This is a genomic window from Pseudomonas sp. KBS0710 (assembly GCF_005938045.2).
Taxonomy (GTDB): domain Bacteria; phylum Pseudomonadota; class Gammaproteobacteria; order Pseudomonadales; family Pseudomonadaceae; genus Aquipseudomonas.
In genome coordinates, this window is the sequence record NZ_VCCF02000001.1 from 2,282,558 (window position 1) to 2,294,958 (window position 12,401).

Below are 12,401 nucleotides of genomic sequence, written 5' to 3' on the forward strand. Positions count from 1 at the left end.
TGATGCCAAAGCCTTTAGTTCGTTCGGCTCTGTTTGTGCCCGGCAGTCGCCCGGAGCGGTTTTCCAAAGCGCTGGCCAGTGGCGCCGATGCGGTCATTGTGGATTTTGAAGACGCAGTAGAAGAACCCCTCAAGCGCCAGGCGCGGGATAACCTCGGGGTGTTTTTGCAAGCGCATCCCGAGGCTCAGGTGTGGGTACGCATCAATGCGCCGGAACATGCAGAGCATTTTGAAGATGTGGCGTTCTGTAAAGCCCATCCCAATGTGACGGGTGTGCTGCTGCCCAAGGTAGAGAGCGCCGCCCAGGTGGCCGTGGTGGCGGCTGCCGGCAAGGTGATATGGCCGATTATCGAAAGCGCCAAGGGCTTGCTCGCGGTGGCTGAGATTGCCCAGGCGCCGCAGGTTGAGCGCCTGTCGTTTGGCGGGCTGGACCTGGCGCTGGACTTGAACCTGAGCAGCGGTTCTGCGGCTGCGCAGTTTGCGTTGGATCAGGCACGCCTGGCATTGATCGTACATTCGCGCGCTGCCGGGCTGGTGGCGCCACTGGACGGCGTGCACCCGGCAATTGACGACCCCGAAGGTTTACGCCGCTCGATCCGGCACGCCTATGAAATGGGCTTTGCCGGGGCGCTGTGTATCCATCCCAAGCAGGTGGCGGTGATTCATGCAGCATTGGCGCCCAGCGCTGAAGACCTGGCCTGGGCCAAGCGCGTGGTAGAGGCGGGTGCCCATGGGGCCGGGGCTTATCAGATGGATGGGCAGATGGTGGATGCGCCGGTGTTGTTGCGTGCGCAGAGGCTGCTCGCGGCCCAACTCTAACTGACACAACCGGAAGCAAAATGTGGGAGCTGCATCGTTCTGAAGTATGGCGTTCGGCCTGGCCGAACGCAGGTATCTAAAATACGAAATTCACTACACGCATCACATCAGGCACCTTGCCCTACAACACAACAATAAGAAGGTGATTTCCCATGCTCAAGCTTTCTCGGGCGCTGCTGTGCGCCGCCACTGTGTTTGCCGCGGGCCTGGCCCAGGCGGCTGACCCGATCGTGATCAAGTTCGCCCACGTGGTTGCCGAAAACACTCCCAAGGGCCAGGGCGCGCTGCTGTTCAAAAAGCTTGCTGAAGAACGCTTGCCGGGCCGCGTGAAGGTCGAGGTGTACCCCAACTCCTCGCTGTTCGGCGATGGTAAAGAGATGGAAGCGCTGTTGTTGGGCGACGTGCAGATGCTGGCGCCGTCCCTGGCCAAGTTCGAGCAATACACCAAGCAAGTGCAGATTTACGACCTGCCGTTCCTGTTCAATGACCTGGCCGCTGTCGACCGTTTCCAGGCCGCCCAGGGCAAGGCATTGCTGACCTCGATGCAGGACAAGAACATCCTCGGCCTGGCCTATTGGCACAACGGCCTCAAGCAACTCTCGGCCAACAAAGCCCTGCATGAGCCCAAGGACGCCCGTGGCCTGAAGTTCCGTGTGCAGGCTTCCAGCGTACTTGAAGAGCAGTTCAAGGCGATCCGCGCCAACCCGCGCAAGATGAGCTTTGCCGAGGTGTACCAAGGCCTGCAGACCGGCACCGTGAATGGCACCGAGAACACTTGGTCCAACTATGAAAGCCAGAAGGTCAACGAGGTGCAGAAGTACTTCACCGAGTCCAACCACGGCCTGATCGACTACATGGTGATCACCAACGCCAAATTCTGGAACGGCCTGCCGCCGGATGTGCGCACCACCCTGGACCAGATCATGGTCGAAGTCACCGTCGAGGTGAACAAGCAGGCCGAAGCGCTGAACCAGTCGGCCAGGCAGAAGATCATCGACGCCAAAACCAGCGAAATCATCGAGCTGACCCCGGAGCAACGCCAGCTGTGGCGCGAAGCCATGCGCCCGGTTTGGCAGAAGTTCGAAGGCGAGATTGGCGCTGACCTGATCAAGGCGGCGGACGCCTCCAACCAGTAATCGTGGGTTGTACCGAGACCCAATGTGGGAGCGGGCTTGCTCGCGAATGCAGTCTTTCAGTTGATGCATTCGGTAACTGACACACCGTATTCGCGAGCAAGCCCGCTCCCACATTTTGACCCGGTTTCGACCCTGAGCCTTGCACCTACCTATCTCTGCTTCGCGAGGTTTTGCCATGCAAACGCTAAGGCGCGTCTGGGAGCACCTGGAGGAAGGTTTCATTGCCTTCCTGCTGGCCGCCATGACCCTGGTGACATTCGTCTACGTCATGCTCAACAACATCTACACGCTGTTTTTTGCCCTGTCTGACAAGTGGGCATGGAGCAGCAGCTTTTTCGGTGCCCTGGGCGACCACACCATGACCTGGGCCCAGGACATGACCTGGAGCGTGGCGCTGACCAAGGCCATGTTCGGCTGGCTGATTTTCTTCGGCATCTCTTACGGCGTACGCACCGCCGGCCACCTCGGCGTGGACGCGTTGGTCAAACTGACCAAACGCCCGGTGCAACGCCTGCTCGGCATGCTCGCGTGCCTGTGCTGCCTGGCCTACGCCGGGCTGTTCATGGTTGCCAGCTACAAGTGGGTGAGTGCAGTGATGAGCGCGCATATCGGCGCCGAAGACCTCGACCAATACGGCGTGGACGTGGGCGATATCGTGATCATCGTGCCCATCGGTTTTGCCCTGGTGTTTATCCGCTACCTGGAAATTTTCTACCGCATCTTTACCCACCGTCAGGTCGGGTTGGGGCTGGCCGACGAGGCCGGAGAGGCCAGCAAGTTGGCCGGCAGCCATGAGGAGCGTCACTGATGGCCGTGCTCTGTCTGTTTTTGCTGTTGTTCGTGTTTATGTTCCTCGGCGTGCCCATCGCAATTTCCCTGGGGCTGTCCGGCGCGGTGTCGATCCTGATGTTCAGCCAGGACTCGGTGAGTTCGCTGGCCATCAAGCTGTTCGAAACCTCCGACGCCTACACCTTCCTGGCAATTCCGTTCTTCCTGCTCTCCGGTGCGTTCATGACCACCGGCGGCGTGGCGCAGCGGCTGATCGACTTCGCCAACGCCTGTGTCGGGCATATCCGCGGTGGCCTGGCGATTGCGGCAGTGCTGGCGTGCATGCTGTTTGCTGCGTTGTCCGGCTCGTCACCGGCGACGGTGGCGGCAGTCGGCTCGATTGCCGTGGCGGGGATGGTGCGTTCCGGTTACCCGAAGGAATTCGGCGCGGGGATAATCTGCAACGCCGGTACCTTGGGCATCTTGATTCCGCCGTCAATCGTGATGGTGGTGTACTCGGCGGCCACTGAAACTTCAGTCGGCAAGCTGTTTATGGCCGGGGTCATTCCCGGGTTGCTGTTGGGTCTTATGCTGATGGTGGCGATCTACATCGTCGCGCGCATCAAGAAGCTCCCGGCCCAGCCACGCGCGACCTTCCGTGAGTGGCTGACCTGCGCACGCCGGGCATTCTGGGGCTTGCTGTTGCTGGTGATCATCCTCGGCGGCATCTACAGCGGCATGTTCACGCCGACCGAAGCAGCAGCCGTGGCGGCGGTGTATTCGGCATTTGTCGCGCTGTTTGTGTACAAGGACATGAAACTGCGCGACTGCCCCAAGGTGCTGCTGGAATCCGGGCGCCTGGCGATCATGCTGATGTTTATCATCGCCAACGCCATGCTCTTTGCCCATGTGTTGACCACCGAGCAGATCCCGCAGGAAATCACCGCCTGGGTGATCTCCGAAGGCCTCACGCCGATCGGCTTTTTGATCATGGTCAACGTGGTGCTATTGATTGCGGGCAGCTTTATGGAGCCTTCAGCGATTGTGCTGATCCTGGCGCCGATCTTCTTCCCGATTGCCATGAAGCTGGGGATTGACCCGATTCACTTGGGGATCGTGATGGTGGTGAACATGGAAATCGGCCTGGTGCATCCGCCGGTAGGGCTGAACTTGTTTGTGACCTCGGCGGTGACCGGCTTGACGCTCGGGCAGACGATTCGCGCGGCGTTGCCGTGGCTGATGATCCTGCTGGTGTTTTTGATCATGGTCACGTACTTGCCGTTTATCTCGCTGGCGCTGCCGCACTGGCTGGGCATGTAGCCACCTGACGCTTATCGAGTCCATCGGCCGCGCTTTGCGCCGATGGATTTTGTGTTATCGACTCTTGAAACGAATTTCCCGATAGCGCGGTACTGTGAGATGCCAGGCAATATTGCCGCGCCATTGGCTATGCAGGGCTTGGGCACAGACCTGGGCCTGCTCCTGGGCGCGCGCGTCATAGCCCAGCGTGGCCAGGCGCGTGGGGAGCAAAGCTTGGGCACTTGCGAAGCGTTTGGCCCACCTTTCTATACGTCGGGCCACCTCCTGCGAGGCCTGCTCGGGCGTGTGGCCTTGTGTATGTATCAGGTGCGTCAGGAGGTTGTAGATATCATCATCGGGGTTTTCCATGATTGGAAAAGACAACACGTCATTGACTGCCTTAAACAGGTTCAGGGCCAGGCTGCGCAACTCCTGCCAGGGCTGGCTGTAATACAAGGACGACGGCAGTTGAATGTTTTGTGCCAGGTAGATGAACTCTAGGCACACCTGAAAGCCACCCGCGTTTTGCCACAGGTTTTCGTAGCCCTCTATGGGCGGCTGGGTGTGATGGAGTCGGTGCATCAGTGCCGTGGTGCACGGTGCCAGGTAAGCCAGATACTGCTCACCCACGCGTTGCTTCCAAAGGGGCGGCATCAAACGCGATGCGCGCCGGATGATATCCGCTAGCCCACGGGTCAGCGGGCTGCGGCTCTGTGTGTTTGAAGTAAAAGCGCCCGTGTGGACCTCGCGAATCAATCGCTCCAGCGTCTGCGGGTCTTTGCAGTCTTCGTCGGCCAGATCATCCTGACAACTGAACCAACCTACCAGATCGGAAAGGATCAGCAGCATTTCAAGGGGGGCGTCACTCCACATGTAGCCGGCATACATGCCGGGAATATAGATGTCCAGTTGGTGGACGGCATGGGCGGAGTCTTCCAACCCCATTGTCTTGAGCCACTGGCGGGTATGCTGTTGGGCTTGCTCGGTAAAAGGACTCAGGGGATAAATGGCCGTTTCAAGCCAAAGAGGCAGGTGGAAGGGCGCAAGGCGTTGCTCTGTTTCACCGATGGCTGACAGTGGCGCAACGGAGGGTAGGGCGTCGGCCCATGTCGCCATCTCGACTAACCCTTGACGCTCGACGATGGCGTGGAACCATGCCGTGAAAGTGTCGGGCGCGTTAGTCAATTCTTCTTGCAGGTCCAGGGGATGTACCCAGCGCCACGCCTTGGCTTCGTCTGGTGCCGGGGTGGGGTCCATGAGGTTCACGCCGACTAGCACATGATCATATTCAAATTCAGTCAGCTCACCCGGCACCTGTGCCGTGTAGATGAACGTGAAGCGCTCGGTCAGCTCACAGGTCAGCCCCATTTCTTCCATGAGCCGGCGTTTTGCCGCGTCGAGGGTTTTCTCGCCCAGTCGCGGGTGCCCGCAGCAGGTGTTGCTCCATAGGCCAGGGGAGTGATATTTGCCGTCGGCTCTTTGTTGCATTAGCAAACGAGCGCGCCGATCAAAGATAAAGATCGAGAAGGCTCGGTGCAGCAGGCCTTTTTGGTGAGCGTGCAGTTTCTCGGCGACGCCAATCTGCCGGTCATTGGAGTCAACCACTATCAGTAGCTCTTGCATCAGACAGCGCTCTGCGGGGGATGTAGATGACTTATAGTTTGAGAGGCGTGTTTTTGTTATACGTGTTTGGTTTCAGTGTGGTGGTTTTTATGAGTAACTGCATTTTTATGCCTGTTTGGAAGCTAAATAGCGTTAAAAAATTATTAGAGATAGGTGGTGGTTTCAAACACGGCTGCTAGTGTTGATTTATTCACACTGTTACTGACGTAAAGCCGTGGCCTGTTGTGTATTGATGGTCTTTTACGCATTAAAAAACGCTGTGTAAAAGTGAGAAGGGAAGCTCTCAAACCGTCAAGCCTTGAGGTAATAAAAATGGCCCCTTCCTGCTCGTCCTTCAATGAGGCGTGGTACGCCAGTGCCAAAATCCAGTGGTCTGAACCTTTCAAGTATCAGGAGCGCGCCCCTGGGAAACGGGTGAGAACCGAACTCGCCTGGGCACTTGCTGCGTTGTACGACTTACCCGCTGCCCAGGCACACGTACTCTGCATTGCCATTGAACAAATGAACCTTTCGTCATTGATACATGACGATATAATTGACGGTGATGATTTACGTCGTGGAATACCAACCGTATGGCGTCAATACGGTATGGATGTCGCCTTGGTTTCTGGGATGTACGGTTACCTCGAGGGTCTCCACACCCTGGCGCAACTCAATAATTTGAATGTTTTGCGCGCAGGCGTAGAAAGTCTTGAGTGCCTGCATATCGGTCAATACCTTGACGTCAAAGTGAGTAATGGTGAGGTGTTACCCACAATGGAAGAGTATGGGTGTATTGCTCAGGCGAACACCGGTTGTTTTTTTGTGTTTCTATTAAAGGCCTGCCAGTGTCTAAACGCATTGGACACTGAGACTTATCAACGGCTGGAGTCTCTGCTGCGCTTGTTGAGTGTCTATTATCGCTATGTCAATGACTACTGTGATATCAACCATATACCGCACTTTGAAAAGAAAGGCTTTGCGCGAGATCTGGAGGGTGGGCCAAAGTCATTTCTGATGATTCTGGCAGGTCAGGTCTTGGTCAAGGGGCCGCTAACGTCAGACCAGAAAAAACAGATCATTCGAGGGTTCGGGGAGGCCGGTGTATTCGAGGCCGCTCTGGCGTTGATGGAGCAAACCTTTGGGCAGCTTTTGTGCGATCTGGACGCTATAAAACAGAGTCATGGCAGAATTGCCGCGCTGGCGGTTTTTTTGCGCGACATTCATTTCCAGCCTGGGCCGGATGACGATTATTACAAGCGCGTCCTCGCCTAGCCGCCGCACTGGCTGGGGATGTAACACGGTCTAAAATGTGGGAGCTGGCAAGCCAGCTCCCACATTTGTTTTTTCAGGCCTTAGTGCTCCATCGCGCTCAAGATCGCATAAGCCAACTTCACCCGTTCGGCATTCGGGTAATTGCGGTTAGCCAGAATCACCACACCCATGTCCTTGCTCGGCACATAAGCCACATACCCACCAAAACCGCCGGTCGAGCCGGTTTTGTTGTACAGCACGTTGGCCGGTTGTGCCTGTGCCGGTGTCAGCCAACTGACCTTGTGCGGCTGCATCGCCATTTCGGTCGAGTTGCCATCCAGCAAGGCCTGCAGCTTGATCGGGTAGGGGTAGCGCTCCCAACCCAGGCCCTGGGTCATGCCATTGACCGTGTAGTAACCCGCGTGAGTGGTGGCGATCGCTTGTTGCAGCGGCTTTTCCAGGGTTTCGGGGTGCATGTTCGCGATCACATAACGGGCGAGGTCCTGGGTGCTGGTCTTGATGCCGTAGGCTTCGCTGTCGAGTGCGCCGGGGGTGACACGGACCGGCTTCTGGTTCTTGTCGTAACCTTGGGCATAGCGCTCGGATTTATCCGAGGGCACGCTCACATGCGTGTTGCTCAAGCCCAGCTTGGGCAGCAGGGTTTTATCCATGGCGACGTTGAAAGGCTGGCCCAGGCTTTGCGCCGCCAGATAGCCGAACAAGCCAATGCTGGGGTTCGAATACAGGCGTTGTTCACCCGGCGCGTAAGACGGTTTCCAGTGCTGGAAGTAGCCAAGCATCGCCTGGGCGTTGTCGGCCGCGTCCGGAAACTGCAGCGGCAAGCCACCGGGGGTGTAGGTCGCCAGTTGCAGCAGGCTGATGCGATCAAATACGCCACCGGCCAGGGCAGGCAGATGCTGGCTGGCGGTGTCCGAGAGTTGGAGTTTACCGGTGGCCTGGGCGTAGCCGCCGAGGGTGGCGGTAAAGGTTTTGCTGATCGATCCGATTTCAAACAGGGTGTCCTGGTTAACGGCCTGTTTGGTTTCCTTTGATGCAACACCGTAGTTAAAGTATTGGACTTTGCCTTGGTTAACCACGGCGACCGACAGGCCGGGAATCCCTTGCTGTTGCATCAGCGGTTTCACGCCGGCATCGACTACCGTGCGCAGGTCGGTGGCGGCCATGCAGCTGCCGGAGCTGATTAACAAGGCGCTGAACAGAATTTTTTGTAAGGTGTGATTCATGCGGGTTCGCTTCCATGTAAGGGATGTGCTGACGATCAAGGCCTGCGCAGGCGGGGCAAATCTAGGTGGATTTTGTTTGTCGGGCAAACGATGATATCTCGCATCAGCCATTAGATAATTTAGGGTCAGGCATGCTGCGCTCCCATTTACCGCTGAATGCGTTGCGGGCCTTCGAGGCTTCCGCCCGGCATTTGAGCTTCACCCGAGCGGCCATCGAGCTGTGCGTGACCCAGGCAGCGGTCAGTCACCAGGTCAAAAGCCTGGAGGCGCAGCTGAATGTCACCTTGTTCAAGCGCCTGCCACGCGGCCTGATGCTGACCCGCGAAGGCGAAACCCTGCTGCCGGTGGTGCGTGAATCGTTCGACCGTATTGCCCTTACCTTAGGCCAGTTCGAAGGTGGCCATTACCGCGAAGTGCTCACCGTCGGGGCGGTGGGCACTTTCGCCGTCGGCTGGTTGCTGCCGCGCTTGCCGGATTTTCAAAGTCGCTACCCGTTTATCGACCTGCGCCTGTCGACCCACAACAACCGCGTCGACGTCGCCGCTGAAGGCCTCGACTACGCGATCCGCTTTGGCGCCGGCGCCTGGCATGGCACCGAGGCCTGCCAACTGCTCGAAGCGCCACTGACCGTGCTGTGCGTGCCGCAGATTGCCGAGCAATTGCACACGCCGGACGACGTGCTCAAGCACACGTTGTTGCGCTCTTACCGCGCCGATGAATGGAACCTGTGGTTCCAGGCGGCCGGGTTGCCGGCCGACACGCCGGTGCCGCGCAGCATCGTGTTCGATTCGTCGCTGGCGATGATGGAAGCCGCGCAGCAAGGCATCGGTATAGCGTTGGCACCGGCGATGATGTTCTCGCGGCAATTGGAGAGTGATGTGATTCGCCAGCCGTTCACCGTGGGCATCAGCACCGGCAGTTATTGGCTGACACGCTTGCAATCGCGGCCCGAAACTTCGGCCATGGCCGCATTCAAAGGCTGGTTGAAAGCGCACAGCGCCGAGGCTTGAAGTTTTAATTCTTGAAACAAAATGAAACATTTGTGCCGGGACAGACCTCTACCGTACCCCGTACCGAGTGCTTCCATGAAAATCCCGCGCCCCTCTGCCCGCATGCCCCACCTTATCCAACTACGCAACCTGAAGATGGCCCGCTCGGCCCATGCTTATGTGCGCGGCAGCACGGTGCAGTTTTACGAGTGGCTGCACAGCCAGCCCGGCCGCCGCTTGCCCCATGGCCCGGCGATCTGGATCTGCGGCGATTGCCACGCGGGCAACCTCGGCCCCACGGGCGATACCAAAGGCCGTATCGACATGCATATCCGCGACCTCGACCAAACGGTGATCGGCAACCCGGCCCATGACCTGGTGCGCCTGGCGCTGTCGCTGGCCACCGCCGCACGCGGCTCGGACCTGCCGGGCGTGACCACCGCACGCATGCTCGAAGAAATGATGGTGGGCTACGAACAAGCCTTTAAAGACAAGCCCGATGAAGTGCCGCCGCGCCCGTCCCAGGTCAAGGCCGGCATGCGCAGTGCGGTGGAGCGCACCTGGAAAAACCTGGCGCGTGAACGTATTGAAAACGCGCGACCGAGCATCCCGCTGGGCAAGCATTTCTGGTCATTGTCGCGGGCGGAAAAGAGCGCGCTGCAAAGCGTCTGCGCCTCGGATGAAATCCACCAGTTGGTGACCTCGCTCAAGGGCCGTCCCCAAGACGCCAAGGTTCAATTGCTCGATTCGGCCTATTGGGTAAAAGGCTGCAGCTCCCTCGGCTTATTGCGCTATGCAGCTTTGTTGGGCGTGGGCGACAAGGACGATCAGGAATATTGCCTGATTGACATCAAGGAAGCCGTCGGCGCCGCCGCGCCCCGGGCGGCACGCGCGAAGATGCCACGCGACAATGGCCGGCGCGTAGTGGAAGGCGCCCGCCAGCTGTCACCGGGCCTGGGCGAGCGCATGCTGGCCACGCGTTTTCTCGACCACGGTTTTTTCATCCGTGAACTGCTGCCCCAGGACATGAAACTGGAACTCGATGAGCTGAGCGAGATCGACGCCATGCACGCCGCCGGTTACCTGGCCCGCGTGGTCGGCATCGCCCATGCCCGGCAGATGGACCGCGATACGCGCAAGGATTGGATGGCGGTGTTGCAGGAAAATCGCTCCAAACAGCTGGATGCGCCGTCGTGGTTATGGACCAGTGTGGTGCAGTTAGTGGGCAGCCATGAGCAGGGGTATCTCAACCATTGTCGGCGGTATGCGTTGGAGCACTAGAAGCGGCGCTTAAACGGTGTGGCTATTTATTGCGTTAGGAAAATTCCGATATTGCTTAGGAATTTTCTTAGTTGGCTAGTCGTTATTTTGAGAGTGTCAAGTGAATTTCTATTGCCATTTGTCGGAAAGATGAAGTATCAGAAGCACGCATATTTAATTTATTCGCATATATATCAATAAGTTAGTTATTGATTTGTGATGGTTTTATGATTTGCCGGAATGTTGGCATATTCAAGGTTCGATGATAGCTTCCCGCCTTCAATTATCGACGGATCGAATATGTACTTGTCCACGCCATGGATTCGGCCATTACTGTGCCTGACAGTGTTGTGCCTCAGCGCCCACAACAGCGCCTTCGCTGCGACTAATCCAGGTGATCAGGACCTGATTCGTGACCGGCAGAACCGCCTGCTGGAAGAACAGCAGCGGCGCCTTGAAGAACTCAAGGACCTGCCCGGCAAACAGGTAAAACCGACGGCGCCCGCCACTCCCGTCGATACCCGTTGCTTCCCCATCCAGCACATCGAACTCAAGGGCGCCGACACCTTGTCTGTCGATGAGCGCGAGCGCTTGGTCAAGCCCTACGTCAATCAGTGCCTGGGCGTTTCCCAGCTGAATGAATTGCTCAAGCGCGTTACCGACTATTACATCGACAAAGGCCTGGTCACCAGTCGTGCCTACTTGCCGCAACAAGACCTGTCCAGCGGTCGTCTGCAAGTATTGGTGGTGGAAGGCAAGCTCGAAGGGGTTAAAGGCGCCGACAACAGCAAGCTGTCCGAGCGCGAGTTGGCCATGGCTTTTCCCGGTCATAGCGGCGACTTGCTCAACCTGCGGGAAGTCGAGCAGGCCATCGACCAGCTCAACCGTTTGCCGTCCAACCAGGCACAAATGGAACTGGCGCCCGGCAGCGTAGTGGGCGGCAGCACGGTGCTGGTCAAGAACAACCCGCAGAAACCCTGGCGTGCCAGCCTGTCGCGCAATAACGATGGGCAGCGCAGCACCGGCGAGCAGCAGTGGGGCACCGGCTTTGAATGGGACAGCCCGCTCGGCCTGGCCGATCAACTGGTGCTGCGCGGCGGCCATGACGCGATCAGCGACCATCAAAAAACCTCAAAAAACGCCATGCTCTACTACAACGTGCCGTGGGGTTGGTGGAACTTCAGCTACAGCTACAACCAGAGCGATTACCGCTCGGTGGCCCAGGGCGATGGCTTTGATTTCAAGCAGACCGGCGACAGCCAAAACCACCAGTTGCGCGCCGAGCGGGTGATCCACCGCGACGCCCTGAGCAAAACCTCGGTGAACGTGGGCCTGGCCCATCTGCGCACCAACAACTACATCAACGACAGCCACCTCAAAGAGAGCAGCAATCGTCTCAGTGAGCTGCAAGTGGGCATCAACCACGGGCGCCGGATTGGCAGCGCCTTCGTCAACCTCGACGTCGGCATGCAGAACGGCACCGGCGCGTTCGACGCCCAGGGCAATCACAACCCCGGCCCGGGCGCGCCGGATGCGCGCTACCGCAAATACACCGCCACGGTCAGCTACCTGCAACCGTTCAGGCTGTGGGGCGAGTCCTTCAGTTTTACCAGCCTGGCCACCGGCCAACGCAGTGAAGACGTGCTGTTCAGCCCGCAGCGCATGAGCCTGGGCGGTTCTTCGTCGGTACGCGGTTACAAAGACCAGCAACTCAACGGTGACAGCGGCGGCTACTGGCGCAACGACCTGCGCTGGAGCCGCCCGGTGACGCTGGGTTGGCTGCGCCCGGTGTTCGGTGAGTACGGCGCCAGTGTCGGTTATGACCAGGGCGTGATTCGCAATGCGCGCTACAACGGCGAAGTACACGGCCGGGTCTCGAGTAACTCGCTGGAACTGTTTGCCCGTGGCCAATACGTGAGCACCAGCGTGACCTTTGCCCACTCGCTGGAACGACCGGCCACGCTGCTTGAACGCGAAGCGCCGATCTACTTCCGCATGGATTTTTTCCTGTAATTCAACGCCCCGTTGCAT

10 protein-coding genes are annotated in these 12,401 nt (G+C 58.4%); 8 read left to right on the forward strand and 2 right to left on the reverse strand.

The genetic code is table 11. The features are described from left to right. Positions 1 to 2 precede the first annotated feature (2 nt). The 4 genes from FFI16_RS10485 (at position 3) to dctM (ending at position 4,042) form a co-directional block, all read left to right on the forward strand. Positions 3 to 818 carry a CoA ester lyase gene (locus FFI16_RS10485; protein ID WP_138815223.1) on the forward strand — a complete coding sequence of 272 codons (816 nt, stop codon included), beginning with the start codon at positions 3 to 5 and terminating at the stop codon, positions 816 to 818. A 152-nt stretch (positions 819 to 970) separates the two neighbouring features. Continuing rightward, entirely contained in the window at positions 971 to 1,954 is a 984-nt protein-coding gene (locus FFI16_RS10490; RefSeq protein ID WP_138815224.1) for a TRAP transporter substrate-binding protein, read from the forward strand. Positions 1,955 to 2,129: 175 nt separating this feature from the next. Further along, on the forward strand, positions 2,130 to 2,762 hold the full coding sequence (locus FFI16_RS10495) for a TRAP transporter small permease (RefSeq protein ID WP_138815225.1): 633 nt from the start codon (positions 2,130 to 2,132) through the stop codon (positions 2,760 to 2,762). After that, the gene (dctM, locus tag FFI16_RS10500) at positions 2,762 to 4,042 is read left to right on the forward strand and encodes a C4-dicarboxylate TRAP transporter large permease protein DctM (RefSeq protein ID WP_138815226.1); all 1,281 of its coding nucleotides are present in this window, start codon (positions 2,762 to 2,764) and stop codon (positions 4,040 to 4,042) included. Before FFI16_RS10495 ends, dctM begins: the two co-directional genes overlap by 1 nt. Positions 4,043 to 4,096: 54 nt before the next feature. On the opposite strand, the gene idi is transcribed toward dctM, so the two are convergent. Continuing rightward, positions 4,097 to 5,644: an isopentenyl-diphosphate Delta-isomerase gene (gene idi / locus FFI16_RS30640; RefSeq protein ID WP_256666244.1), complete on the reverse strand. Its 1,548-nt coding sequence runs from the start codon at positions 5,642 to 5,644 to the stop codon at positions 4,097 to 4,099. Positions 5,645 to 5,956: 312 nt separating this feature from the next. Here idi and FFI16_RS10515 point away from each other — a divergent pair, with 312 nt between their 5' ends. After that, positions 5,957 to 6,898 carry a polyprenyl synthetase family protein gene (locus FFI16_RS10515; RefSeq protein ID WP_138815227.1) on the forward strand — a complete coding sequence of 314 codons (942 nt, stop codon included), beginning with the start codon at positions 5,957 to 5,959 and terminating at the stop codon, positions 6,896 to 6,898. A gap of 80 nt (positions 6,899 to 6,978) precedes the next feature. Here FFI16_RS10515 and ampC read toward each other — a convergent pair whose 3' ends face one another. After that, positions 6,979 to 8,121 (reverse strand): class C beta-lactamase, encoded by a 1,143-nt coding sequence (gene ampC, locus FFI16_RS10520; RefSeq protein ID WP_138815228.1) that lies wholly within the window; start codon positions 8,119 to 8,121, stop codon positions 6,979 to 6,981. A 131-nt stretch (positions 8,122 to 8,252) separates the two neighbouring features. Between ampC and FFI16_RS10525 the strand changes: the two genes are divergently transcribed. The 3 genes from FFI16_RS10525 (at position 8,253) to FFI16_RS10535 (ending at position 12,383) form a co-directional block, all read left to right on the forward strand. Beyond that, positions 8,253 to 9,131: a LysR family transcriptional regulator gene (locus FFI16_RS10525; protein WP_138815229.1), complete on the forward strand. Its 879-nt coding sequence runs from the start codon at positions 8,253 to 8,255 to the stop codon at positions 9,129 to 9,131. Between the two features lie 75 nt (positions 9,132 to 9,206). Then, the gene (locus tag FFI16_RS10530) at positions 9,207 to 10,391 is read left to right on the forward strand and encodes a DUF2252 domain-containing protein (RefSeq protein ID WP_138815230.1); all 1,185 of its coding nucleotides are present in this window, start codon (positions 9,207 to 9,209) and stop codon (positions 10,389 to 10,391) included. Positions 10,392 to 10,670: 279 nt separating this feature from the next. Then, complete coding sequence (locus tag FFI16_RS10535; RefSeq protein WP_138815231.1) at positions 10,671 to 12,383, forward strand: ShlB/FhaC/HecB family hemolysin secretion/activation protein; 1,713 nt, start codon at positions 10,671 to 10,673, stop codon at positions 12,381 to 12,383. Positions 12,384 to 12,401 lie beyond the last annotated feature (18 nt).

Excerpts from the sequence above, each read along its gene's own strand:
- FFI16_RS10485 (WP_138815223.1), top strand. The coding sequence starts at position 3 with ATGCCAAAGCCTTTAGTTCGTTCGGCTCTGTTTGTGCCCGGCAGTCGC.
- FFI16_RS10490 (WP_138815224.1), top strand. The coding sequence starts at position 971 with ATGCTCAAGCTTTCTCGGGCGCTGCTGTGCGCCGCCACTGTGTTTGCC.
- FFI16_RS10495 (WP_138815225.1), top strand. The coding sequence starts at position 2,130 with ATGCAAACGCTAAGGCGCGTCTGGGAGCACCTGGAGGAAGGTTTCATT.
- dctM (WP_138815226.1), top strand. The coding sequence starts at position 2,762 with ATGGCCGTGCTCTGTCTGTTTTTGCTGTTGTTCGTGTTTATGTTCCTC.
- idi (WP_256666244.1), bottom strand. The coding sequence starts at position 5,644 with ATGCAAGAGCTACTGATAGTGGTTGACTCCAATGACCGGCAGATTGGC.
- FFI16_RS10515 (WP_138815227.1), top strand. The coding sequence starts at position 5,957 with ATGGCCCCTTCCTGCTCGTCCTTCAATGAGGCGTGGTACGCCAGTGCC.
- ampC (WP_138815228.1), bottom strand. The coding sequence starts at position 8,121 with ATGAATCACACCTTACAAAAAATTCTGTTCAGCGCCTTGTTAATCAGC.
- FFI16_RS10525 (WP_138815229.1), top strand. The coding sequence starts at position 8,253 with ATGCTGCGCTCCCATTTACCGCTGAATGCGTTGCGGGCCTTCGAGGCT.
- FFI16_RS10530 (WP_138815230.1), top strand. The coding sequence starts at position 9,207 with ATGAAAATCCCGCGCCCCTCTGCCCGCATGCCCCACCTTATCCAACTA.
- FFI16_RS10535 (WP_138815231.1), top strand. The coding sequence starts at position 10,671 with ATGTACTTGTCCACGCCATGGATTCGGCCATTACTGTGCCTGACAGTG.